The sequence below is a fragment of the Nocardia sp. CA-084685 genome, from assembly GCF_050955785.1.
Classification (GTDB): Bacteria; Actinomycetota; Actinomycetes; order Mycobacteriales; family Mycobacteriaceae; genus Nocardia.
Window position 1 is genome coordinate 749,917 of the sequence record NZ_CP192094.1, and the last position, 24,364, is coordinate 774,280.

General features: G+C 65.2%; 19 protein-coding genes. 14 read left to right on the forward strand and 5 right to left on the reverse strand.

Annotated elements, in window-relative coordinates; translation table 11 throughout:
- Positions 1-92 precede the first annotated feature (92 nt).
- Together ACQP2U_RS03385 and ACQP2U_RS03390 are read left to right on the forward strand one after the other, a co-directional pair.
- The gene (locus tag ACQP2U_RS03385) at positions 93-1,397 is read left to right on the forward strand and encodes a citrate synthase (RefSeq protein ID WP_397040261.1); all 1,305 of its coding nucleotides are present in this window, start codon (positions 93-95) and stop codon (positions 1,395-1,397) included.
- Between the two features lie 42 nt (positions 1,398-1,439).
- The gene (locus tag ACQP2U_RS03390) at positions 1,440-1,802 is read left to right on the forward strand and encodes an FKBP-type peptidyl-prolyl cis-trans isomerase (protein WP_397040259.1); all 363 of its coding nucleotides are present in this window, start codon (positions 1,440-1,442) and stop codon (positions 1,800-1,802) included.
- A 281-nt stretch (positions 1,803-2,083) separates the two neighbouring features.
- Here the strand turns inward: ACQP2U_RS03390 and ACQP2U_RS03395 are convergent, their stop codons facing one another.
- Entirely contained in the window at positions 2,084-2,914 is an 831-nt protein-coding gene (locus ACQP2U_RS03395) for an LppX_LprAFG lipoprotein (protein WP_433713333.1), read from the reverse strand.
- Positions 2,915-3,345: 431 nt separating this feature from the next.
- On the opposite strand from ACQP2U_RS03395, the gene ACQP2U_RS03400 reads away from it, so the two are divergent.
- From ACQP2U_RS03400 to ACQP2U_RS03425, 6 genes are all read left to right on the forward strand, one after another.
- Positions 3,346-4,818 (forward strand): cytochrome b5 domain-containing protein, encoded by a 1,473-nt coding sequence (locus ACQP2U_RS03400; protein ID WP_433713335.1) that lies wholly within the window; start codon positions 3,346-3,348, stop codon positions 4,816-4,818.
- 88 nt (positions 4,819-4,906) lie between these two features.
- Complete coding sequence (locus ACQP2U_RS03405) at positions 4,907-6,088, forward strand: type III polyketide synthase (RefSeq protein ID WP_397040273.1); 1,182 nt, start codon at positions 4,907-4,909, stop codon at positions 6,086-6,088.
- Between the two features lie 30 nt (positions 6,089-6,118).
- Positions 6,119-7,945, forward strand: a complete 1,827-nt coding sequence (locus tag ACQP2U_RS03410; RefSeq protein WP_433713336.1) for an ATP-binding cassette domain-containing protein — start codon at positions 6,119-6,121, stop codon at positions 7,943-7,945.
- A 152-nt stretch (positions 7,946-8,097) separates the two neighbouring features.
- Positions 8,098-9,270: a hypothetical protein gene (locus tag ACQP2U_RS03415; RefSeq protein WP_433713337.1), complete on the forward strand. Its 1,173-nt coding sequence runs from the start codon at positions 8,098-8,100 to the stop codon at positions 9,268-9,270.
- Between the two features lie 96 nt (positions 9,271-9,366).
- The gene (locus tag ACQP2U_RS03420) at positions 9,367-9,660 is read left to right on the forward strand and encodes a hypothetical protein (protein ID WP_433713338.1); all 294 of its coding nucleotides are present in this window, start codon (positions 9,367-9,369) and stop codon (positions 9,658-9,660) included.
- 179 nt (positions 9,661-9,839) lie between these two features.
- Positions 9,840-10,085 (forward strand): hypothetical protein, encoded by a 246-nt coding sequence (locus ACQP2U_RS03425; protein WP_433713339.1) that lies wholly within the window; start codon positions 9,840-9,842, stop codon positions 10,083-10,085.
- 81 nt (positions 10,086-10,166) lie between these two features.
- Here ACQP2U_RS03425 and ACQP2U_RS03430 read toward each other — a convergent pair whose 3' ends face one another.
- From ACQP2U_RS03430 to ACQP2U_RS03445, 4 genes are all read right to left on the reverse strand, one after another.
- Positions 10,167-11,537 (reverse strand): sensor histidine kinase, encoded by a 1,371-nt coding sequence (locus ACQP2U_RS03430; protein WP_433713341.1) that lies wholly within the window; start codon positions 11,535-11,537, stop codon positions 10,167-10,169.
- A gap of 7 nt (positions 11,538-11,544) precedes the next feature.
- Entirely contained in the window at positions 11,545-12,252 is a 708-nt protein-coding gene (locus ACQP2U_RS03435) for a response regulator transcription factor (protein WP_433713342.1), read from the reverse strand.
- A gap of 56 nt (positions 12,253-12,308) precedes the next feature.
- Positions 12,309-12,695 (reverse strand): hemophore-related protein, encoded by a 387-nt coding sequence (locus ACQP2U_RS03440; protein ID WP_397040246.1) that lies wholly within the window; start codon positions 12,693-12,695, stop codon positions 12,309-12,311.
- A gap of 147 nt (positions 12,696-12,842) precedes the next feature.
- Complete coding sequence (locus ACQP2U_RS03445; RefSeq protein ID WP_433716356.1) at positions 12,843-14,906, reverse strand: AMP-binding protein; 2,064 nt, start codon at positions 14,904-14,906, stop codon at positions 12,843-12,845.
- A 346-nt stretch (positions 14,907-15,252) separates the two neighbouring features.
- On the opposite strand from ACQP2U_RS03445, the gene ACQP2U_RS03450 reads away from it, so the two are divergent.
- The 6 genes from ACQP2U_RS03450 to ACQP2U_RS03475 all read left to right on the forward strand — a co-directional run bounded on the left by ACQP2U_RS03450 (position 15,253) and on the right by ACQP2U_RS03475 (position 24,158).
- Entirely contained in the window at positions 15,253-19,374 is a 4,122-nt protein-coding gene (locus ACQP2U_RS03450) for an ATP-binding protein (protein WP_433713343.1), read from the forward strand.
- Positions 19,371-19,784 carry a roadblock/LC7 domain-containing protein gene (locus tag ACQP2U_RS03455; protein WP_011207200.1) on the forward strand — a complete coding sequence of 138 codons (414 nt, stop codon included), beginning with the start codon at positions 19,371-19,373 and terminating at the stop codon, positions 19,782-19,784. The genes ACQP2U_RS03450 and ACQP2U_RS03455 overlap by 4 nt, the downstream gene beginning before the upstream one ends.
- Before the next feature lie 7 nt (positions 19,785-19,791).
- Positions 19,792-20,166: a DUF742 domain-containing protein gene (locus tag ACQP2U_RS03460; protein ID WP_040686485.1), complete on the forward strand. Its 375-nt coding sequence runs from the start codon at positions 19,792-19,794 to the stop codon at positions 20,164-20,166.
- On the forward strand, positions 20,147-20,749 hold the full coding sequence (locus ACQP2U_RS03465; protein WP_174414979.1) for a GTP-binding protein: 603 nt from the start codon (positions 20,147-20,149) through the stop codon (positions 20,747-20,749). Before ACQP2U_RS03460 ends, ACQP2U_RS03465 begins: the two co-directional genes overlap by 20 nt.
- Positions 20,750-20,839: 90 nt before the next feature.
- The gene (locus ACQP2U_RS03470) at positions 20,840-22,342 is read left to right on the forward strand and encodes a carboxyl transferase domain-containing protein (protein ID WP_433713344.1); all 1,503 of its coding nucleotides are present in this window, start codon (positions 20,840-20,842) and stop codon (positions 22,340-22,342) included.
- 367 nt (positions 22,343-22,709) lie between these two features.
- Positions 22,710-24,158, forward strand: coding sequence for an aldehyde dehydrogenase family protein (locus ACQP2U_RS03475; protein WP_433713345.1), 1,449 nt, complete (start codon positions 22,710-22,712; stop codon positions 24,156-24,158).
- Positions 24,159-24,364 lie beyond the last annotated feature (206 nt).

Here is a 24,364-nt window from a genome sequence, read left to right on the forward strand (position 1 = left end):
GCCGCGCGAGTAGCGACTAGCGTCTACGTGAGAGCACCGCCGTGCCGACCGCACCCCGATGCCGACGGTCCTAGCCTGAGAGGGATCCTTCCGTGCCCGAAAAAGACCACATCAACGACGCCAAGCCGGTTTTGAGCTACCCCGGCGGCGAATATGCCATGACGATCGCCGAAGCCAAAGAAGGCAATGACGGCGTCGATCTCGGCAAAATGCTGGCCAGCACCGGGTACGTGACCTACGACCCCGGATTCATGAACACCGCGCCGACCAAGTCGGCGATCACCTACATCGATGGCGAAGCGGGCATCCTGCGTTACCGCGGCTACCCGATCGACCAGCTCGCGGAGTCCTCGACCTTCATCGAGGTCAGCTACTTGCTGATCTACGGCGAGCTGCCGACCCAGGCGCAGCTGGACGAGTTCACCGACCGGATCCGCCGCCACACCCTGCTGCACGAAGACCTCAAGCGGTTCTTCGACGGCTTCCCGCGCAACGCGCACCCGATGCCGGTGCTGTCCTCGGCAGTGAACGCGCTTTCGGCGTACTACCAGGACTCGCTGGACCCGAAGGATCCCGAACAGGTCGAGCTATCGACCATCCGACTACTGGCGAAGCTGCCCACCATCGCGGCCTACTCGTACAAGAAGTCGGTTGGCCAGCCCTTCCTCTACCCGGACAACTCGCTGAGCCTGGTGGAGAACTTCCTGCGGATGACCTTCGGCTTCCCGGCCGAGCCCTACGAGGTCGACCCCGAGATCGCCGCCGCGCTCGACATGCTGCTGATCCTGCACGCCGATCACGAGCAGAACTGCTCCACCTCGACCGTGCGCCTGGTCGGCTCCTCCGACGCCAACCTGTTCACCTCCGTCTCCGGCGGCATCAACGCGCTGTGGGGCCCGCTGCACGGCGGCGCCAACCAGGCTGTGCTGGAGATGCTGGACGGCATCAAGGCCGATGGCGGCAATGTCAAGGAATTCATCCGCAAGGTCAAGAACAAGGAAGACGGCGTGAAGCTCATGGGCTTCGGGCACCGCGTCTACCGCAACTACGACCCGCGCGCCTCGATTGCCAAGAAGCATGCCGACGCGATCCTGTCCAAGCTCGGCGGCGACGACGAATTGTTCGATATCGCAAAGTCTCTCGAAGAGGCAGCGCTGACCGACGAATACTTCATCTCGCGCCAGTTGTACCCGAACGTCGACTTCTACACCGGTGTCATCTACAAGGCCATGGGCTTCCCGACCCGCATGTTCACCGTGCTGTTCGCTATGGGCCGGCTGCCGGGCTGGATCGCGCACTGGCGGGAAATGCACAGCGAGCCTTTGAAGATCGGCCGTCCGCGCCAGATCTACACCGGTTACGGTCACCGTGATTACCACGAGATCGACGGCCGCTAATTTCAACCCAATCCACCATCACCTATCAGAGGGGATAGCCGAATGACCAAGCCGGAGATCGAATTCCAGGCGGGCCCAGCTCCCACCGAGCTGGTTATCAAGGACATCGTCGAGGGCGAGGGCGCCGAGGCAGTGCCCGGCGGCACCGTCGAGGTGCACTATGTCGGCGTGGAATTCGACTCCGGCGAGGAATTCGACTCCTCCTGGAACCGTGGCGAATCCATCAGCTTCCCGCTGCGCGGCCTGATCCAGGGCTGGCAGGACGGCATCCCCGGCATGAAAGTTGGCGGCCGCCGCCAACTCACCATTCCGCCGCAGCTCGCCTACGGCCCCGCCGGTTCCGGCCACAAACTCTCCGGCAAGACCCTGGTCTTCGTGATCGACCTGCTCGACGTCGTCAACTGATCTGAAAACCCAACTGCGGCCCGTGCTCTCACAGAGCACGGGCCGCGGTCATTTCCTAACGCCGTATTCGCGCCGCGCACGATTTGGCGCGCCACGCACAGTTTCGTGGGGACAATCGGTGCGTGGCGGAGCAATTCGTGCGCGGCAGCTGGGCATCATTCAGTGCTGGTGCGGGGCGAGTGCACGGCGCTGGTGCCTGAGAGGCGAAAACCGGTCCGGGAGTGCGGATGACGGCTGCTGCCACCGTCATGCATCCCGGACCGGTTTGCGGTATGTGGGCCTTACTTCGGCGGTGCGGTGACCTTGACCGGCTTACCCCACGCCGACAGGGTCACCTTGATGGTGCCCGGATCCCGCTTGACGACAGCCTGAACCAGGTTCGGGCCGTTGCCGGGTGAGGCGGCGTTCGACGGCAGGGCCGAAGCCGAACCCGACGGCGGGGCGACATCCGCGATCCACAGGGTGATCGGGAACGTGCCCGCCGGGTCACCGGACTTGGGGACGATGGGATCGATGACCGTGGAGTCGATGGTTCCGGTCAACTTCACGGTGTCGGTGCCGTCGACCTTCTCCCTGCCCTCCACCTTCGGGTTCTTCACCTGGGCGATCAGGTTGGCCAGACCCTTGTCCTTGTCCAGGATTACGCCCGGGTCGTAGATCTGTTCCGCCGGACCGATTTTGGCGTAGGCGGAGGAGCCACCGGTCTGTGCGTACATTTCCTTGTCGACGACCAGGAACTTGGCCTGGATGAAGTCGGCCTCGGGCTTGGTCCTGACCTTCGCCTCGCCGATCGCCTGTCCGGCGCCCTGCGGCTGGTTGGTCACATCGGCCGAGACGCTCTCCACCGGAAGGGTGGTGAGGTTGTCCACCTTCAGATTCAGATGCACGGCCTGCAGGGTCTGGGTGGTCCTTGCGGACTCCTGCACGATCTGCGCGGCATCGGGCAGCTGACCCGAGGGCGGCGCGGACGAGGTGGTCTTCGAGTCGGAGCTGGAGTCGCAGCCTGTCACCAGTGCAGCGAACATCGACGCCGCGACCACGGCGGGCACGAGTCCCGGTCGGCGAAGTCGAATTCGGTGCGAGGTGCGTGCTCGCGCTGTCAGATCACTCAATGTTCTGCCCCCAGAAGAGTGCGAGGTCGGTTACGACCGGGTGGATTGACGGGGACAGCTGGTGCTGCCGCCCGGGTGTAGTGCAGCATTTCGACCGCCAGATTAGCCTGTCGCGCAGAGTAACTCGACCCCGTTCGCAAGCGAAGTCGAGGTGAGCCGCGCATGCTGCGGGTGCCGACGTTACCCTTGGTTCGGTCTTCTCGCAGAGATCGGGGGGAATCCGACGCGAAAGTTACCGGGTTAAGGGATTGTTTAGTGAGATGTAAGGCGCTGCAAGCACGATGCTGTCACGAAGGCTCAGGCAGTGTGTGTGACTTCGGGGGGACATCCGGTTCGCCGGATGAAGCGCCCCCGCGCCTGTCCGCGATACACGCCATAACCCCGGGGCCGACGACGGCCACCGAACCGCGGATCAGACACGGAGGAATGCGATGACGAACAGCCAGCCGGAAGCGGAGGAGCGGGACTTCCGTAGACCGCCCGGCCCGCCGCCCGGCGGTGGCCCGCAACTGTCGAATGTGTGGGTTTACAACGGAAAAGCCTACGATCTGAGCGATTGGATCTCCAAACATCCCGGCGGCGAGTTCTTCATCGGGCGAACGAAAAATCGCGATATCACCTCCATCATCGGGTCCTATCATCGCGATCCCGAGCGAATCGGGCGAATGCTCGAAAGATATGCGGTGGGGCGCAACGCATTACCGGAGGACATCCATCCGAAGGCCAACGCTCCCGACTTCCTGTTCAAAGAGGGCTTCGACAGCTGGCAGGACACTCCGAAGTACCGATTCGACAATAAAGACGATCTGCTGCACAAGGTCAAGGCACGGCTGAAAGAGCCGGAACTGGCCGCGCGATTGCAGCGCATGGATACGATCTTCAACGTCGTGGTCGCCGTACTGGCCGTCGCCTACTTCGCGGTGCAGGGCTTGCGCCTGTTCGAGCGCAGCTGGATGCCGCTGCCCGTCTTCGTGATCCTGATGGTGCTGCTGCGCAGCTCGCTGGCCGGATTCGGCCACTACGCGATCCATCGTGCGCAAAAGGGCCTCAACAAGATCTATACGAATACCTTCGATTTCAATTACGTCGCACTGGCTTTCGTCACCGCGGATGGACACGCGCTCTTGCACCACCCGCATACCCAGAGTGAAGTCGATATCAAGAAGAACGTCTTCACCATGATGATGCGGGTGCCCCGGTTGTATCGGGTGCCGATTCACACCCTGCACAAATTCGGGCACACGGTGACCGGCATGACAATTCGACTCCTCGATGTCTGCCGCCTCACCCGCAAGGTCGGCATCAAAGATATGTACGGTACCTGGGGTGGTGCGCTGCCACACTTCATCGGTTCGTTCGGCGTGCGCGCGCTATTGCTCGGCGAGTTGGTGGTCTTCGCCCTGGCAGGCGACTTCTGGGCCTGGGCACTGCAATTCGTGGTGACGCTGTGGATCAGTACCTTCCTGGTCGTCGCGAGCCATGATTTCGAAGTGGAGGCCGAGGAACTTCCCGCCGCCGATACCGAGGACTGGGCCGTCAATCAGGTGGAGCAGGCATACGACCTGAAGGTGATCGGAAATCGTTATATAGACTGCTTTCTCGCGGCCGGCTTGAGTTCGCACCGCGTTCACCACGTCCTGCCGTTCCAGCGCAGCGGTTTCGCGAATATCGCCACCGAGGACGTATTGCGCGAGGAGTCAGCGAAATTCGGCGTCGAGTGGCTGCCGGCGAAGAGTTTCTTCACCGATCGGTTCCCGAAACTCTGCCGCACCTACCTTTTGTCACCCTCCCGCGAAGCCGAGGAACGGAATTGGGGCTTCATTCGCGAGCACTGCTCGCCCGGGGCGCTGAAAACCTGTGCCGTCTACACGGTGCAGGGATTCACCGGAATCGGCACGGTCTGAATCGATTCCGGAGATCGACCGATCGAACCGTTGGGCAAGCGCGGCGCCGATCACCATTTTTCACAAGAACGGGGAGAATTTCGTGTCAATCACTATCGATGAGGAAACGTCGGCGGCTCGTCAGGGGGACGAGCACGGCCACGGCCTCGTGCAGCACGGGCTGCCGCCCGCGCCACCGACCACGGTCGGGGTGATCGAGAGCATCGCGACCGGTGCGCCGAGCCAGCTGGTCGACCAGGCCGGCGCCGCCGATCGGGTGGCCGAGCTGTTCACCGATCCGCGACAGCGGGCGCGGATTTCGCGGATCTACCAGAAGACGAAGATCGACAGCCGCCGCCTGGTGGTCGATCCACTCGATCCCGAATTCCTGCAGTTCGGCCGGGAGCGCGGCACGATCCGGGACCGGATGAATCTGTTCTACCGCCACGCGGTGCCGCTGGCCGTCGATGTCGCGGGCCGCGCTCTCGCCGGTATCGAGGATGCGGCGGCGGAGATCGGCTTGCTGGTCTTCGTGACCAGCACCGGTTTCATCGCGCCTGGCGTGGATGTCGCGGTGGTGAAGCAGCTCGGGCTGTCGCCATCGGTCGGGCGGGTCGTGGTGAACTTCATGGGCTGCGCGGCCGCGATGAACGGCATTCGGACCGCTGTGGATTATGTTCGGGCGCATCCGGATAAGAAGGCCATGGTGGTCTGCATCGAGCTGAGCTCGGTGAATGCCGTCTTCGACGACAACATCAACGATGTGATCATCCACAGCCTGTTCGGTGACGGATGCGGTGCGGTGGTTATCGGCGCAAGTCAGGTCCAGCAGCCGCTGGCGCCGGGCAAGGTGGTGATCCGGGACAGCTTCAGCCAGCTCTTCGACGGCGCCGAGGACGGCATCGTGCTCGGTGTCAATCAGAACGGCATCACCTGCGAGCTGTCGGAAAATCTGCCCCAGTACATCTACACCGGGGTCGATCCCGTGGTCACCGAGGTCTTGGGCCGCAATGGATTGCAGAAATCCGATGTCGATCTGTGGGCAATCCACCCGGGTGGGCCGAAGATCATCGAGGAGTCCGTGCATTCGCTCGGTATCGCGCCGGAGCGGGCGGCGCTGAGCTGGGATGTGCTGGCCAGGTTCGGCAATATGCTGAGCGTGTCGCTGATTTTCGTGCTGGAACAGATGATTCAGCAGCAGACGGCGAAGCCGATCTCGACCGGTGTGGCGTTCTCCTTCGCGCCGGGGGTCACCCTCGAAGGCATGATCTTCGACATCATTCGCCGGTAATAAGCATCGGCCTCAGGGAGCGCAGCAACCATGCAACTCATCCGATTCCTCATGTCGATCTCCTGGATGCGGATCGCGGCCGTTATTGCCGCGGGTCTCATCTGCGGTGCGGCAAATACCTTTCTGGTGACCCTCATCAGGGGTGTGGTGTCACCGGAACCGCATCCGCACGTCAATATCCAAAGCTTCGCTCTCACGGGTCTGGTCATTCTGGTCAGTGGCGTGGTGTCGCAGGTGCTGTTGATTCGCCTTGCCCAAGAGGCGATCTACCGGCTGCGCGGGGATCTGAGTTCCGGGATCGTTTCGGCACCGCTCGAGCATCTGGAACGGCTCGGCATGCACCGTCTGATGGCTACGCTGACCGAGGATGTGCGCTCGCTCTCGCAGGCGGTGACCGCCATTCCGAGCATCTGCATCGACGTGGCCACCATCGTCGGCTGCTTTGTCTTCCTGCTGGTGGTGTCGGGTCCGCTGTTCGCGGTGACCGTGGCGGGCACCCTGCTCGGGATCGCCTGTGTCGAGCTGATTCTCAAGCAGGTGCGCAATATCTACCGCGAAGCGCGGGAGAACGAGGACGTGCTGTTGCGGTCGTACCAGGCTGTGACGCTCGGCATCAAAGAGTTGAAGCTGCATCGGGGGCGGCGCCGGGACTTCATGCAGCGGCATCTGCTCGGTTCGGCCGCGACGCTGCGTGCGCAGAATGTCGATGCCGGATCCAAATTCTCGGTGGCACAGGGCTTCGGGCAGGCGCTGCAACTCGCCACCATGGCGCTGATCTTGTTCGTGCTGGTCGCACCGCTGGATCTGTCGCGCGACGTGATGGTCGGGTATGTCCTGGTGACGACGTTTCTGGCGATGCCGATGCAGAACTTCATGCACCGCATCCCGGATCTGCTGCGCGGTGATGTGGCGCTGGCGAAGATTCGCGCGATGAATCTGTCCATGGAGACCATGCACGACGAGGAGAGGTTGCCGTTCACGGACCGTCCTGCCGTCGACACGGCGCGACTGGAACTGACGAATGTCACCTACAGCTACCGGGTGGAGCCGCCACCGCCGTTTCCGCCGGGGCCGGGCGGGCTCGGTCCGCGAGGTGGCGCGCATCCACCCGGTCGCGGTCCACGTCCCGGTGGGCCGCTGCCGGACGTCAACGGCCATCGGTTCGTCGACCACAGCGGACACGACAATCGGCCGATGCCGCTCGGCCCGCCACCGGAGGCGAGCAATGGCGAGTCCGGATTCCGGCTCGGCCCACTCGATCTGGTCTTCGAACCGGGCCAGATCACCTTCATCGTCGGTGGTAACGGCAGCGGTAAATCCACGCTGGCCAAACTGATCACGGGACTGTACGTGCCGCAGACGGGCACGCTGTCGCTCAATGGCGAGCCGATCGACCACGAGAATATCGAGTGGTTTCGGCAGAATTCCTCGGCGATCTTCACCGACTTCCATCTTTTCGAGGAATACCTGGGCTTCGATCGGCCCGGACTCGACGGTGAGGTGCGCCGTTACCTCGAGGAGTTGCAGATCGCGCACAAGGTGACGGTGCGGGACGGGCGGTTGTCCACCATCGATCTGTCGCAGGGCCAGCGCAAGCGGCTCGCGCTGCTGACCGCCCTGCTCGAGGACCGGCAGATCTATGTCTTCGACGAATGGGCGGCCGATCAGGAGCCCAAGTTCCGCGACGTCTTCTATCAGGAAATCCTCACCGAACTCAAACAGCGCGGGAAGACCGTCATCGTGATCACTCACGACGATCGCTACTTCCACCACGCAGACCAGTTGGTCAAGCTCGATTTCGGCAGGGTGGTCGCGGCGAAGCGGACCGAGGAGCCCACCGGCGCCGAGCTCGCCTGATCATCTGCGGTCCTTACCGAACTCTCAGACTTCGGTAAGCGACGATGCCAATTCTGAGCTCTAGGGTCGGCAGGTGTGACTAAGCGTAGCGAAGGAACCAAAGACACAGCGTTGCCGGTCACGGCGGAGCCGAGCGCTAGCGCGGCGGAGTTGTGACTGGAATACGCACCCGGTGGGCACTGCTCGCCGTCGCCGTTGTCATTGCCGGGGCGCTCGGGGGTGCCGTCACCGCTTGCTCGAGATCATCGGGCTCACCCAGCGGTATCGCGCTGGTCAACGCCGATACCGGGCCGACTGGTGCGCGCATCGCGCAGGGGCTGCAGCAGGACGGCGGCGGTTACGAGTGGACCGTCGGTAAGCCGGGTGAGCTCGATGCGGATGACTACGCGGCGGTGATCACCCTGCCTGCCGATCTGACCCAATCCATGGGCACGCTGGCGGGTGCGCAGCCGAAGCGGGCCAAGGTCACGGTGGATACGCATAAGGGCGCGGACGCGGATGCGGTGAACGGCGCGGTGAATACGGTGACGCACCGAGTCGGCGCGGCCGGTGTCGACGCCGCTTTGGCCGCGGTCGCGCAGGCGCGCACCCAGATGACCTCGGTGCAGCTCACCACCCAACTGCTGAACGCCGGAGTCAGTGCCGCGACCGCAGGCGCCGACCAGTTCAGCTCGGGTGCGGATCAGCTACTCGGCTTCCTGGCCTACGCCAAAGAAGGTTCGGCACAGTTGACTTCGGCCATCGCATTGCTGAACTCGACCGTCTCGGGTGCCGCCGCACAGGCAAATCAACTTGCCTCGGCATTGGATTCGACCGGCGTCACGATCGGACAGGTGCAGCAGACTGCGACTACGGTAAGCGGCGGCCTGGACCAGATCCTGCCGCTGATGCGCGCGCTTCCCTTCGCGGGCGATCCCCAGGTCGCCGATGTCATCGTGAAACTCGAAGGATTGCACAATGTTTCGAGCCAGGCCGGTTCCCAGCTGACCGATCTCGGCGGTCTGGTCGGTGCTTCGGTCGATCCGAGCACCGATCTCGGCACACTCCTGCGCACGGTTGTGGACCGGTTGACCGGTGCCAGTGCGCAATTGGCCGAAGGCGCGAAACTCGCCGAGGGCCTGCCACAGCTCGCCGACCAGGGTGGTGCTCAATTGGTAAGTGCCATAAGCCAGCTGACCGGCGGCGTCACCCAACTGCAACAGATCGTGACAAACCTCAGCACCCAAACCGACAAGGCCGTCTCAGCGCTGCCTCAGCGCAGCAGCGCCCAGCAGTCCGCACTGGCGCTTGCGTTGACCGACCCGGTCGAGGTGGTTCGCAACTGATAGTCCCGCGCACATCCGGCGATGAGGCGGGACTTCCTCGGAATTCATACCGGGCCATTCTGCCTGGGATGTGGCACGGCGTGGTACGGTGTGGGTATGCCCGCGCCTGAAATGCCGCCTCCGACCGAGGTCAGTGTGCGCCAGTTCGTCAATGAGTCCGGCAGTGTCACCCGTGGTCTGCGGGAGGGGAGGCGATACGTGCTCACCATCAACGGCGAGCCGTTGGCCGAAGTAACGCCGATCAGGCGCCGACGCTTCGTGCCCACCAGTCAGGCCCAGGAGATGTTCGCGAAGGCTCCGATACTCGACTACGACGAACTCCGACACGACTTGGATGCTGTGGTCTCCGACGAACTGTCCGACGATCCGCTCGAAGGAACGGGTCTGTGAGCCGCAATGCGAGGGGCGTACTCGACACCGGCATAATCGCGGCTCTCTCCCTTTTCGATCCGGCCGATTTGCCGATCGAGTCCGCAATCACGGCAGTCACGCTGGGAGAGTTGTCGCGAGGGCCGTATGCAACCGATGATCCGGTCATACGTGCGCGTCGGATCGCGGTACTGCAACACGTGGAAGCGACATTCGGCGAGGCGTTGCCCTACGACAGCGAAACCGCCCGAACTTTTGGCCTGATCTGCGCCGCAGTGTACGCGATCGGCCGGCAACCGCGACGGCGCACGGCCGACCTGATGATCGCCGCCACAGCCGCGCGCAACAGTTTGCCGCTGTACACGACGAATCCGAAGGACTTTACCGGTCTGGAGGAACTTGTAACGATCATTGCGGTTACCCGTCCCGACGGTGCGACCGGCTGACCGACGGCTCCGCGGCGTTGAGAGGCAACTGCTGCCCCTGGTCGATGAGCGTGGAACCGCAAGCCGCAAGCGCTCTTCAGGTCAGTTGGTAGTTCGGCGTTCGGGCAAGTCCAGCACCAAGCGCACACCGCCGAGTGGACTGTCATCGAAATAGGCTCGGCCGCCGTGTAATTGGGCCTGTTGGGCGACCAGGGCGAGGCCGAGTCCGGAACCGCCTCTGCTGGCTTGGCTGCCGCGGAAGAAGCGTTCGAAGACGGCGGTGCGTTCTTCGACGGGGATGCCTCGGCCGTTGTCGTCGACGGTTATCAGTATGTGTCCGCTGGGGATTCGGTGAGCGGAGACGACGGCCTCGGTGGCGCGGCCGTGTTTGACGGAGTTGGTCAAAGCGTTGTCGACTGCCAGGCGCAGTCCGGCGGGGAGGCCGCGAGTGATGAGTTCGGCATCGGTATCGATGCGGACGGTTACGCCGGGGTAGTGGCGCATGGCGTCGTGGGCGGCCTGATCGCAGAGGTCGCCGACGTCGGTGTCGACGTGATCGCGCTCGTGTGTGAGGTCGCCCGAGGCTAGACGTTCCAGTGCGGCCAAGGTGGTTTCGACGCGGCCCTGGCTGCGTTGCAGGTCAGCGAGGATTTCGGCGCGTTGGGCCTCGTCCAGGTCCAGGGTGCGCAGCACCTCGAGGTCGGTGCGCATGGCGGTGAGGGGGGTGCGTAGTTCGTGGGCGGAGACGGCCGCGAAGTCGCGTGCGGTCTCGAGCGCGGCGGCGGTCTCGGTTTGTGCCTGATCCACCCGTTGCAGCAGGGTATTCACCGCTTCGGCGAGTTTTTCCGCCTCCCGGACTCCGGAACCGTCGACCGGTGGCTGCGGATTGTCCGGATCTCGGTAGCCGCTGCGTGTGCCGACCTGTCGGGTGAGATCGACGATCGGGCGCACGGCGCGGCCCGCGAGCAACCAGCCGAGTGCGGCGGCGGTGGCGATTGCCAGTCCGGCTCCGGCGAGCACCCAGCGCTGTTGCTCGGCGGTGGTACGCGCCGCAGTCGTTGCCGGAATGCCAAGGGAGACAACGCGTCCCGCAGGTTGGTTCTCGGTCGTGGTGAGCACTCGGAACGGGGTGCCGTTCACCGTGACGGTATGCGATCCGATCGGCTGTTCGGGCAGGCGAATGGGTGTGCTCGCCGCGACCGTGTTGTTGTCGCGAACCGTCACCGCCATGTCGTAGGTCGGACCGACCAGTCCGAGCACACCGACGGCCAATACCGAATCGATGAGCACCAATCGCGACGCGATGGCCAACTGCTGGTCGGTCTGGGCGAGGTTGTTGCGCTCGATGGCCCGGGATGAGATCACGCCGATGATCGTGACGATGATGATCGCGCCGACCGCGGCCGCGCCGGCCACCCGGGTGCGCAGCGAGAACGTGCGCCGCCGCCGCTTATCGGATAGCTGCGACGTCATTGCCAACTCACTTGGGCGCTCGCAGCACGAATCCGACGCCGCGGACCGTGTGCAGCAGCCGTGGCGCGCCCTCGACCTCCAGCTTGCGCCGCAGGTATCCGACGAAGACATCGACCACATTGGTGTCGGCGGCGAAGTCGTAGCCCCACACCAATTCCAGTAGCCGCTCCCGGCTCAGCACCACGCCCGCATTGCGGGCCAGTGTGGACAGCAGCTCGAATTCGCGCTTGGTGAGCTCGATTTCGCGGCCGTTGAGCAGTGCGCGGTACCCGGCGATATCGACCTCGAGCGGACCGACCGCGATCGCCCCCGGCGTCGCGGGTGCCGCGACGTCGGAGCGGCGGCGCAGCAGCGCCTTGATCCGCGCCACCAATTCGGCGAGCACGAAGGGCTTGGTCAGATAGTCGTCGGCGCCGGACTCCAATCCGGAGATCCGGTCGTCGACGGAGGCGCGGGCGCTGAGCACACAGATCGGGACTTCATTGCCCAAGGCTCGAAGTGCCGTCACCACGCCCGCACCGTCGAGCACCGGCATATTCATATCGAGCACCACAGCGTCGGGCGCCTGCTCGGTCACGCTGCGCAGTGCCTCGGCGCCGTCGCGAGCGACACGTACCTGGAAGCCGGACAGGCGCAGCCCGCGCTCGACCGACGCGAGCACATCCTCGTCATCATCGACGACAAGGACGGTCGGGTTCGCGCTCCGCTCGGTCACATCACTCATTGTGCAGGCACGTATCGCTCGAGTCGGTCAGCAAGCCGGGTGTGCCGTCAGTAGCTGTGGCAGGTTTCGGCCACGGTGCGGATGGTCTCGGCCAGGCCGGATGCACGCGGGTCGTTTTCGGCGTCCTGTGCGGCGCCCGGGTTCTCGTTGATGGCGGCCTGGAGTTCCGCACGACGCTGCTCGACCGGCTGGTCGAATTTGCGCTGCAGTTCGGCCTTCTGGGTCGGATTCGAATCGAGCATGGCCGCCAGCTGCGGGGCCTTGGCGTGCAGCGCCGCGTCGACCTGCGCGAAGGAGCAGTCGGAGTTCAGCAGCGGCCCAGCCAGTGTCATCGGATCCGCGGCCGCGATGGCCGGGGACAGCAACACGGCCACACTGGCGATGCCACCCGCGGCGAGAGCGGCGACGGCAGGGCGACTGCGGTAGAGCTTCATGGTGCTTGCCTCCAGAATTTCGGGGGGATGCTGCTTCGAGGGTGCTGTGGATACAGCGCCCTAGACGCTATTGCCCCGCACTGGCACATGTGTGAAGTATCCCTGAGGGTTTCCTAAGGGGTGAAACGAAATGCGATCGCAAAGTTATCAGGGCACGATCGGATCACCGTTGGGCGCAACGACTTCCGGACCGGGCCCCTGCGGGCGGCTGGCCCGGATCTGTACCTCCAGCGCGGCGAGCACCGAGGGATCTTCGATGGTGGAGGGCACGTCGTAGGTGTCGCCCGCGGTGATCTGCCGGATCGTCTTGCGCAGGATCTTGCCCGATCTGGTTTTGGGCAGTGCGGTGACGACGACGGCGTCGTGCAGTGTGGCGATCGCGCCGATTTGCTCGCGGACCCGGGCGATCAGTTCGTCGCGCAGGCGGTCCGGATCGATCTCGACGCCGGACTTGAGCACAACGTAGGCGATCGGCCGTTGGCCCTTGAGTTCGTCGGGAAGGCCGATCACCGCGCATTCGGCGACGGCTTCATGTCCGGCGATGGCGGCCTCGATGCTGCCCGCCGACAGCCGGTGCCCGGCCATATTGATCACATCGTCGCTGCGGCCGAGCACGTAGAGGTAGCCGTCGTCGTCGAAATATCCGGAGTCGCCGGTGAGGTAGTGGCCAGGAAACGCCGACATATAGGAGCGTTGGAAGCGGTCTTCGTCGCGCCATAGCCCGGTTAGCGTGCCCGGCGGTAGTGGCAGGCCGATGACGATATTGCCCTCGGTACCCGGTGCGACCGGATTGCCCTCGGCGTCGAGCACCCGCAGCCGGTAGCCGGGCACCGGCACCGATGCCGACCCCGCCTTGATCGGAAGTTCTTGCAGGCCGAGCAGATTCGCGCAGATCGGCCAGCCGGTCTCGGTCTGCCACCAGTGGTCGACCACCGGGCAGTCGGATCGATCGGCCAGCAGCGTTTCGTTGGCCCATTCGTAGGTGGCCGGATCCAGGCGCTCACCGGCGCAGAACAACGCGCGCAGCGAGGACAGGTCGTGGCGGTGGGCGAGTTCGGCGTCCGGATCGGCCTTGCGGATGGCGCGCAGCGCGGTCGGCGCGGTGAACAGCACGCGCACGTTGTGCTCGGCGACCACTCGCCAGAACGCGCCCGCATCCGGCGTACCGACCGGTTTGCCTTCGTAGAGCAGCGTTGTCGCGCCGACCAATAGCGGTGCGTAGACGATGTACGAATGCCCGACGACCCAGCCGACATCCGAGGCGGCCCACATCACCTGGCCCGGCCCGACATCGTAGATATTGCGCATGGACCAGGACAGGGCGACCGCATGTCCGCCGTTGTCGCGGACCACGCCCTTGGGCTTTCCGGTGGTGCCGGAGGTGTAGAGGATATACAGCGGATCGGTTGCTGCGACCGGAACCGGATCGGCGGGCTGGGCATCGCGGACGGCGTCTTCCCAATCCAGCCATCGCACCGCGACGGTCTCTGTCGAACTCGGCAGTGATTCGGTGGCGGGCTGCGGTGTGGAGAAGTGGATGGTCGGAAATTGCGGCCGCTGCTTGACGATCACGTGACGCGGCGCGCTCGTCTCGGCGAGGTCGAGGGCCTGCAACACGATCGGCGGGTAATCGACCGTCCGGCCCGGCTCCAAGCCGCCCGAGGCAGTGATTATCAACACAGGTTCGGCATCGTCGATGCGGGCGGCGAGCTCGGGTGCGGCGAAGCCGCCGAAGACCACCGAATGCACCGCGCCGATGCGAGCGCAGGCAAGCATCGCGATCACGGCCTCCGGGATCATCGGCAGGTAGATGACCACTCGGTCACCCGTACCGACCCCCAAACGCGCCATGGCACCGGCGAACTCGGCAACCTTCGCGAGCAGTTCGGCGTAGGTGAAAACGCCTCTGGCGCCGGTCATAGCGGAGTCGTATATCAGGGCCGGCTGATCGGCCCGATCCGCCTCCTCCGGAGCGTCGCCGCCGTGCACATGCCGGTCGAGGGCGTTGAAGGAGGTATTGAGGCGAGCGTCCGGGAACCATCTGGTCATCGAGCGAGCGGTGGTGTCGACGATATGGGTCGGCGGGGTCACCCAGTCGATCGCCTCGGCCGCCTCGGCCCAGAACTCGGCGGGATCGACCAAGCTGGTCTGATAGACCGGCCGGTACGTGCGGTTCTCACGCCCACCCGTGTCCCGGCCGCCACCCCCTATCGAATCGCTGCGCGATGCTGTACCCAAACTTGTGACTCCCTAGCTTCGCCTCGATGCCCGCCTCGATAGATCAGCACGATTGTGGCAGACTTCACGCGACGCCCGGGTGGGTGCCGCGACCTTTGGTTTTGCTGATTCTCGGCAGGTCAAGTCCCGTAACTACACTCAACGTCACCCAAGCTGTTATTGATCCGTTAGAATCTGATGTCACTTATTTGGGCCGTCGTAGACGCAATTTCTCGGCCAGCCGCAGTTCCTCGGCCAGCTCTGCCTGTCGAGCCAGCATGCGATTGTCTAGGTTCGCTGATGGCACGTGGTTGGGGCCAGTTTGGAAAGTGAGTGGGAGATGCGTGACGCCGCAAGGTCCGGCAGCAAACGCTGGGCGCTCGGCAACTGGGACCTGCGCTGGAAGGTTACGGCGGTCCTGGCCGTTCCGCTGGCAGTCGCGGTTGGCCTCGGCGTGTCCAGGATTACCACCGAGTTCGCCGACGCGAACCGACTGGACGCTGCCGCCAAGAACATCGAGACGATCCCTGCCGTCACCGCGCTGAGTGCGCAGACGGCGACGACCGCCGCTTCGCAGATGATTTCGATCATGCCGAACGTGTCGATCGTGTCGGACAAGAACCTGGCCGACCTCGACAAGGTCATCGCCGATGCCGAACAGTCGGGCGGCAAGCTCGACGGTGTCGCCGGTGCGCGCGCGTCGCTGGACAGCATGATCACCCAGGCCAAGGCCGTTCGTGCCCAGGGCAAGAACGTCACGCCGCAGACACCGGCCGAAGTCATCGGGCTGATCGACCAGGTCCGCAACGACAGCGTGCACATCGTCGAGACGACGGTCGGCCAGGTCAGCGACCAGGCCATCGAACAGTCGAAGCTGCGGCTGGTCGACTCGCTGAACACCCGTGCCGCACTGGTCGGTGAGGTTGCCGCATTCCCCGAGGTGCTGCGCGGTTCGGCGGCTGGCGTGCAGAGCGCGATCACCGCGGCCAATACCGAGCGGGCGATGCTCAACGTGCTTGCCCACCGCTTCTCCGACGGCGACACCTCGATCGCCGATCTGCGGGCCGGTATCGATAATCGGATCTCGCTGCTGACCAGCCCGGAGGCGCAGTCCGGTAAGATCCCGGTCGGTGATCTGAAGAACTCGCTCACCGGCAGCCTCGATGTCTACGAGCGCGTGGTCAACAAGTCGACCAAGGACATCGACTCGGCGATGAGCGCGCTGGTGTCCAAGGCCAATACCGGCGCGTGGACCTACACCGCGGTCGTTATCGCGACCATTCTCGCCGCGCTGATGCTTGCCGTGTTCGTCGCGCGCTCGATGATCGTGCCGCTGCACCGGCTACGCCTGGCCGCGTTGCGCGTGGCCGAGAGCGATCTACCGCACGAGGTCGCCCAGCTCCGTAACGGCGCGTCCCCCGAGGATGTGCCGCTGGAGCCGATGCCGATCCGCAGTCATGAGGAAATCGGTCAGCTGGCTCGCGCCGTCGACGATATCCACGGCCAGGCCCTGCGTCTGGCCAGTGACCAGGCGCAGATGCGTGCCCAGGTCAACGACATGTTCGAAACCCTGGCCCGGCGCTCCAAGTCGCTCGTCGACCATCAGCTCAGCCTGATCGAGGCGATGGAGTACGACGAGAAGGATCCACGCCTGCTGGAAAACCTGTTCCGGCTGGACCATCTCGCGGCCCGTATGCGGCGTAACGGTGACAACCTGTTGATCCTCGCCGGTACCCGGCAGCGGCGCAGTAAGTCCGCGCCCGTCGAGATCGCGGACGTGCTGCGTGCGGCGATCTCCGAGGTCGAGGACTACGAGCGCGTGAAGCTGGGTGCGACACCGCGTGGCTCGCTGGTCGAGCCCGCCGCCTCGGATATGGCGCACCTGTTCGCCGAGCTATTGGACAACGCGCTACGCGCGTCGCCACCGGAGACCGACGTGAAGTTCACCTTCGCGCAGGGACACGACCAGGGCATGCTCATCGAGGTCGCGGACCGCGGCATCGGTATGCCGCCCAGTGAAATGGCCGATATCAACCGGCGACTCGAGCAGACCGCCGAGCCGGGTCCGGATACCGCACGACACATGGGTCTTTTCGTGGTCGGCCGATTGGCCGAGCGACACGGACTCACTGTGCGTCTGCGGCCGACCTTCGACACCGCACGGGATCCCGGCGTCACGGTCACCGTGCACGTTCCGATGAATCTGATCGTGCTCGGACAGGGCCAGACCACCGCGATGCCGCAGGCGGCACCGCAGGTCGCAGCGGCCAGTCCGCAGCGGCCGTCCGCGGCGGCGGCGATGCAGACGCGCGCGATCACACGGACGCCGGGCGGCAACGTCATGGTCACCGTCGATCCCGGTGTGAGTGGACCGATTCCGACCAGTAGTCCCGCACCGGCCGCGAGCAGTGGTCCGATTCCGACGGCGGGCGGGCTGCCGCAGCGTTCGCCCGGATCCACCATGTCGTCGGGGGCCTCGGGGCTGCGTCAGGATCCGGTGCAACCGAATCCGACCCTGCGCCCGTCGGCCGGACCGGCGCCGAGCGCTCCGCAGCGCGGCAAGCTCGCCGCGGCGAATCTGCCAAGGCGCAGTGTCACGCCGGGCGGTCCGCCGCCGAGTCGGCCGGGCCCCGAACCGACGGTTTCCGGCGGTGGTCTGCCGCCACGGAATCTGAACTCCGGTGGTCTGCCCCAGCGTCAGCCGGGCGGCAATGGCGTGCCGCAGTCGGAGGGCGGTCAGCCCAGTGGTGGCCTGCCGCAGCGTCAGCCGGGTAGCAATGGTGCGCCGCCGCGCGAAGGTGCGGGTGGTCTGCCGCAGCGTGCGCCGGGGCTGAACGGTCTGCCGCAGCGCGAACCGGGTGCCGGTGGTGTGCCGCCGCGCGATACCGGTTCGAGCCTGCCGCAGCGTGCTGCGTCGGGTGGATTGCCGCAGCGTGAGGCCGGTTCGAGCGGCCTGCCGCAGCGGGATTCGGCTGCCGGTGGACTCCCGCAACGGGATTCGGCTGCTGGAGGCCTGCCGCAGCGGGAGCCGGGGGCGACGGGTCTGCCGCAGCGTCAGTCGCCTGCGAGCGGCCTGCCGCAGCGGGAAACATCGAATGGTTTGCCGCAGCGTGAGAGCGCCAGTGGTCTGCCGCAGCGTGATGCTTTGGGTGGCCTGCCGCAGCGGGAAGCAACCGGTGGTCTGCCGCAACGGGAGAGCACGGGCGGTTTGCCGCAGCGTGAGAGCGCCGGCGGTCCGCCGAAGCGTGATCCCTTGCGTGATCCGTTGAGTAGTTTGCCGCAGCGGGACACCACGGGCGGTTTGCCGCAGCGTGAGAGCACGGGCGGTTTGCCGCAGCGTGAGAACACCGGCGGTCTGCCGCAACGGGAGTCGGCATCCAATGGCCTGCCACAGCGGGAGTCCGGTCTGACCGGTATCCCGCCGCGGGACACCGGTTCGGGCTTGCCGCAGCGAGATTCCGCTTCCGGCGGTCTGCCGAAGCGTGATGCGCTGGGGGGTTTGCCGCAGCGTGAGAGCTCTGGTGGTTTGCCACAGCGTGAGAGCACCGGTGGTTTGCCGCAGCGGGAGAGCACCGGCGGTCTGCCGAAGCGTGATCCCTTGCGTGATCCGTTGAGCAGTTTCCCGCAGCGGGAAACCACGGGCGGTCTGCCGCAGCGGGATTCGGCCTCGAATGGTCTGCCGCAGCGGGAGTCCGGTGCGCCCGGTCTGCCGCAGCGTCAGTCGCCCGCAAACGGTTTGCCGCAGCGTGAGGCTCCGAATGGCCTACCGCAGCGTCAGTCGGGTGCGCAGGCGCCGAGCGGACTGCCCCAGCGCGACGGTCTGCTACCGTCCCGCGATAGTCTGCCGCAGCGGGAGGCGGGCCCGACGGGCCTGCCCCAGCGCGATCCGGGCGCGACGGTACTGCCACGCAAGGAAGTTCCGCCGGGTGTCGGCCTGCCGCGACGCGATCGCGGTGCGGCCCAGCCTGCGGCCAGTGGTGAGTCGCCCGCGGTTTCGGAGAACGGGGCGACGACCACACCGCGCGATCCGGGACGGCACAGCTTCAAACCCGATCCGGAGAAGGCGGCGTCGTTCTTCCAGACCAGGTTGCAGCCCGCGGTCGACTCCGATTCGATCATGGGTGGGACACCGATCTTCGCCGAAATGATGTCGGCGTGGCTCTCCGATCCGAACTCGGATCGGTCCCAGGTGGCCGCCTCCTTCGAGTCACCGGGTGACGAAGGCTGGCAGGCGGCGCGCCGCGCCAGCGAGGCCCAGGCCGAAACAAAGACGGCCGCCGGGTTGCCCCAACGCAATCCGGGCGGGAGGCTGGTCCCCGGCGGTGTCACCGGCAACGCCGATCGCGCACCGCGTCGCGATCCAGAAACGATCAGGTCCAGCTTGAGTCGTCACCAGCAGGGCGTCCGGGATGGCCGCGCAATGAAGGCAATGAACCTAACCGGAGATAAAGGAGACCGATGAACCCCGATCTAGGTGGTACGAATCGTCAGCTGGATTGGCTGGTTTCGAACTTCGCCAACGAGGTTCCTGGCGTAGCTCATGCCGTCCTGGTCTCGGCTGACGGCCTACTCATGGCGGCGAGCGCGCAGCTGCCGGTGGACCGCGCCGAACAGCTCTCGGCTGTCACCGCCGGACTGGCCAGCCTCTCGGTAGGCGTCTCGAATCTATTCGAAGGCGGCACCGTGCTGCAGTCGGTAGTCGAGATGGAGCATGGCTACCTGCTACTCATGGCAGTCGGCGACGGCTCGTACCTCGCGGTGCTGACGAATACTTCCTGCGATATCGGCCAGGTGGGCTACGAAATGGCCCTGTTGGTCGAGCGTGTTGGCCAGACGGTGCAGGCCACGCCACGCGTCACGATGGGTTCCTGATGGTGGGATGGACATAGACGATCACCGCATGGGGAGCGCCGAGCCGAGTCTCGTTCGCCCATACTCCTTGACTGCGGGCCGAACCAGGCCCGCGGTCGAGTTGGCGTTGGAGGCACTTGTCGCATCGCATCCGGTCGCCCTGGAGCGGCAGTTCGAACTGACCAACATCGAGACGTCCATCGTGGAGTTGTGCAGAGAATCGCCGTCCGTTGCTGAAGTGGCAGCGCGTTTGGGTATCCCCATCGGGGTGGCCCGCGTGCTCGTGGCCGACCTCATCGAGGCCGGGCATGTGCGAGTTTCGGCGACTTTGAAAGACGATTCCAGCGACGATGAACGTCGCGAGCTGATCGAAAGGGTTCTCAGTGGACTCCGGCGTATTTGATTCGACGGCACAGGTCGATACCCGCACCAGCAAACCAACTTCGGCAAAGATCGTGGTCGCTGGCGGCTTCGGTGTCGGTAAGACCACGTTGGTGGGTGCCGTCTCGGAGATTGTTCCGCTGCGCACCGAGGCATTGGTGACCAATGCCAGTACCGGAATCGACAATCTGACCGGTATCCCGATGAAATCGACCACCACCGTGGCGATGGACTTCGGCCGGATCAGCCTCGCCGACGATCTGGTGCTGTACCTGTTCGGGACGCCCGGCCAGTACCGATTCTGGTTCATGTGGGACGACCTGATCCGCGGGGCCATCGGCGCCGTGGTGCTGGTCGACACCCGCAGGCTCGAGGACAGCTTCGCGGCCGTCGACTACTTCGAGGCGCGCAACCTACCGTTCCTGGTTGCGCTCAACGAATTCGACGACGCGCCGCGGTATCCGATCGAGGACATCCGTCAGGCACTGGCGGTGCCCGCGGATGTGCCGATCCTGTCCATCGATGCCCGCCGTCGCGAGCCGGCCAAGCAGGCATTGGTTTCGCTAACCGAGTACGCCCTACGCAAGGTCATGCAGGGCTACTGAGCGTTCGCGCTTGCCGCGTCGTTCCCGAATCGAGTGGCTGAGCTTTCCCATCCGCCGGCTCTGCCGGCTGCCATCCCCTAAGCTCGCTCGATGAGGATTTCGGCGCGGGAGTTGCTCGGGCAACTGCTCGACTCGGACTCGTACATCAGCTGGGACCGGCCACCGATGACGGTGGCCGCGTCCCTGCGATACCGCGAGGATCTGCACAAGGCCGAGCTGGCGGCCGGTACAGATGAAGCGGTGCTGACCGGTGAAGGTCTGCTGCGTGGTCGACGCGTGGCCGTAATCGCCTGCGAGTTCGGATTTCTGGCGGGTTCGATCGGGGTGGCCGCGGCCGAGCGCATCGTCTCGGCGGTCGAGCGCGCCACCGAACTCGGCCTGCCCCTTGTCGCGTCGCCGACCTCCGGCGGTACCAGAATGCAGGAGGGCACAGTCGCTTTCGTGCAGATGGTGAAGATCGCGGGTGCGGTCGCGGCGCACAAGGCGGCCGGGCATCCATATCTGGTCTATCTGCGCAATCCCACGATGGGCGGCGTCTTCGCGTCGTGGGGTTCGCTGGGGCACATTACCTTCGCCGAACCCGGCGCACTGATCGGTTTTCTCGGCCCGCGCGTCTATAAAGCGTTGTACGGCAGGGGTTTTCCGGAGGGCGTGCAGGTCGCGGAGAATCTGTACCGCAACGGTGTGATCGACGGTGTGCTGCCCGTTTCGGTGTTCCGCCGCATCGCGCACCGTGCGTTGAGCGTGCTCAGTGGCGTGCCGGATTCTGTTGCGGCGGAACCGGGTTGGGCCGCGCCGGTACGCCGGACCGCGAAGGCCAGCCCGGACGTTCCGGCTTGGGAATCGGTCCAGATCTCGCGCCGCCCAGGTCGACCCGGCATTCGTGACCTGTTGCGCCATGTGACGCAACGGGTTCCGCTGAGTGGCACCGGTCAGGGCGAATCCGATCGCACCATGGTGCATGCGCTGGCCCGCTTTCGCGGACAGCCGTGCATCGTGTTCGGTCACGATCGCTCGGGTCAGCAGGGCGAATACACCATGGGCCCCGCCGCATTGCGCGAGGCTCGGCGCAGTATGGCGCTGGCTCAGGAATTGCGGTTGCCGCTGGTGCTGGTGATCGATACCGTCGGTGCGGCCCTGTCGAAGGAGGCTGAGGAACGTGGGCTCGCTCCCGAAATCGCCCGCTGCATAGCCGATTTGGTCACCTTGGATACCCCGACCGTATCGGTTCTGCTCGGGCAGGGCACCGGCGGTGGCGCATTGGCACTGCTGCCCGCCGACCGCGTCTTGGCCGCCAGCCACGGCTGGCTCGCGCCGCTGCCGCCCGAAGGGGCGAGCGCCATCGTCTACCGCGATACCGACCATGCCCCCGAACTGGCTGACGCACAGGGCATCCGCGCCATCGACCTGCTCGCCGACGGTGTCGTCGACCGCATCGTCCCGGAGTTTCCGGACGCCGCCGACGAACCGGTCGACTTCGCTCGCCGCATGGTCGCCGTTATCGCCGAAGAGCTCACCGGGCTGCGCGCCCGTCCGTACGAGGAAGTTCGGGCCTCCCGCCACACCCGCTATCGCCGCCTCGGCCAGCCCTGACCGACGCCCCTCGGTAACCAGCACAAACACGATTCCATTCGGAAAACCGTGGTCAACACACCACGGCTGCTCGGCGACGACGCGGCTCTCATCGTCGATGCGCGGACTCCAGCACGGAGTCTTTGCGTCAGGCATGGACTCACGACGTACTGGACGCCCTTAGGTTAAGCGCGTAACCTTGCGCGCAATGACCGAGAGATCTTCGCCTCGGGAGCGGGGTCATCCGACAAATTGCGGCGTCGGCCCTGGTTCTGCGGGCGTCGGCAGGCGGCCGGATCCTCCTGTGCTTACACAGCAAGGGTTCTCGACAACAGAAGGCATCGTGCTTCTCCCGCGTCGGAGCAGCTCGGCGAAAGGATGAGGGATATTGAGTAACACCATCGAGGTCGACGCTGCGGTCGAAAGCCCCAGCTCGGGGGTCATTCCGGTCTTCGACCCGTCCACCGAGGAGCTGATCGCGGAGGTCGTCGACTCCGACCAGGCGGCCGTCGACGAGGCGGTTGCCAGGGCACGCGAAACATTCGAGTCGGGTGTCTGGCGCAAGCTGCCCGCCGCGCACCGCGCGCAGGTGCTATTCCGCGCCGCGGACATCATCAGGGCCCGCACCGACGAACTCGCCGCGATCGAGGCCCGTGACAACGGCATGAACGCGATGGCCGCGCGTCAGATCATCAAGGTGTCGCTCGACATGCTCGTGTACTACGCCGGTTGGGTCGGCAAGATCCACGGCGAGTCGAGCAATCTCGTGTCCGACGGACTACTCGGCCACTTCGAGAACTACCACACCTTCACTCAGCTCGAGCCGGTAGGCGTCGTCGGCCTCATCATCCCCTGGAATGGGCCGTTCTTCGTCGCGATGCTCAAGGTCGCGCCCGCGCTCGCGGCGGGCTGCAGCGCTGTCCTCAAACCCGCGGAGGAGACGCCGCTCACCGCGCTGAAACTGGAAGGGATCTTCCGCGAGGCGGGTCTGCCCGACGGTGTCCTGAATGTCATCACCGGCTACGGTGAGACCACAGGTGCGGCGCTCACCGCGCACCCGGACGTCGACAAGATCGCGTTCACCGGATCGACAGAGGTCGGACGGCTGATCGTCAAGGCAGCGGCCGGCAACCTCAAGCGCCTGACGCTCGAGCTCGGCGGCAAGTCACCGCTGATCATGTTCGACGACGCCGATCTGGACAAGGCGATCATGGGGGCTGGTATGGGCCTGCTCGCCGGCTCGGGCCAGAACTGCTCGTGCACCTCGCGCATCTACGTTCAGCGCGGCATCTACGAACAGGTCGTGGACGGTCTCGCCGCCTTCGCCAAGATGCTGCCGATGGGCGGAAGCGATGATCCCAACTCGGTTCTCGGGCCGCTGATCAGCGAGAAGCAGCGCCAGCGCGTGGCAGGCATCGTGAACGACGGCGTGGCGGCCGGCGCGCAGGTGGTGACCGGCGGCCAGGTGATGGACCGTCGCGGCTACTTCTACGAGGCGACGATCGTCACGGGCACTACGCCCGATATGCGTCTCATCCGCGAGGAGATTTTCGGGCCGGTCGGCTCGGTGATCCCGTTCGACGACGAGGAGGAGGTGATCGCCGCCGCGAACGACACGGAATACGGCCTCGCCGGCTCCATCTGGACCGAAAACCTCGGCCGCGCCCATCGCGTCGTGAACGAGCTCCGCGCCGGCCAGATCTGGGTGAACTCCGCGCTGGCTGCGGACCCCTCGATGCCGATCTGCGGCCATAAGCAGTCGGGGTGGGGCGGCGAGCGTGGCAAGAAGGGTATCGAGTCCTACTTCAACATCAAGTCGGTCTACATCGGCCACTGATCGGGTCGACCGGGATTCGGGTGGTTCGCGGGGGCTGCGACGAACGATCCGGCCCGGGTCGTGCCCGGATCAGATGGCGGCGTCGAGCCGCCGCGGCAAACCTGAAGAGCCCTGATGTCCAGCGCAAACGCGATGCCATTGGGAAAACCGGTGGTCAACACACCAGGGCTTCTCGTTGACGACTCGGCGCGGCACTTCTACGGTCG

Bases quoted from the DNA above. Each gene is read 5' to 3' on its own strand.
- ACQP2U_RS03390 (WP_397040259.1), top strand. From the start codon at position 1,440: ATGACCAAGCCGGAGATCGAATTCCAGGCGGGCCCAGCTCCCACCGAG.
- ACQP2U_RS03400 (WP_433713335.1), top strand. From the start codon at position 3,346: ATGACGAACAGCCAGCCGGAAGCGGAGGAGCGGGACTTCCGTAGACCG.
- ACQP2U_RS03410 (WP_433713336.1), top strand. From the start codon at position 6,119: ATGCAACTCATCCGATTCCTCATGTCGATCTCCTGGATGCGGATCGCG.
- ACQP2U_RS03420 (WP_433713338.1), top strand. From the start codon at position 9,367: ATGCCCGCGCCTGAAATGCCGCCTCCGACCGAGGTCAGTGTGCGCCAG.
- ACQP2U_RS03430 (WP_433713341.1), bottom strand. From the start codon at position 11,537: ATGACGTCGCAGCTATCCGATAAGCGGCGGCGGCGCACGTTCTCGCTG.
- ACQP2U_RS03440 (WP_397040246.1), bottom strand. From the start codon at position 12,695: ATGAAGCTCTACCGCAGTCGCCCTGCCGTCGCCGCTCTCGCCGCGGGT.
- ACQP2U_RS03450 (WP_433713343.1), top strand. From the start codon at position 15,253: ATGCGTGACGCCGCAAGGTCCGGCAGCAAACGCTGGGCGCTCGGCAAC.
- ACQP2U_RS03455 (WP_011207200.1), top strand. From the start codon at position 19,371: ATGAACCCCGATCTAGGTGGTACGAATCGTCAGCTGGATTGGCTGGTT.
- ACQP2U_RS03460 (WP_040686485.1), top strand. From the start codon at position 19,792: ATGGACATAGACGATCACCGCATGGGGAGCGCCGAGCCGAGTCTCGTT.
- ACQP2U_RS03470 (WP_433713344.1), top strand. From the start codon at position 20,840: ATGAGGATTTCGGCGCGGGAGTTGCTCGGGCAACTGCTCGACTCGGAC.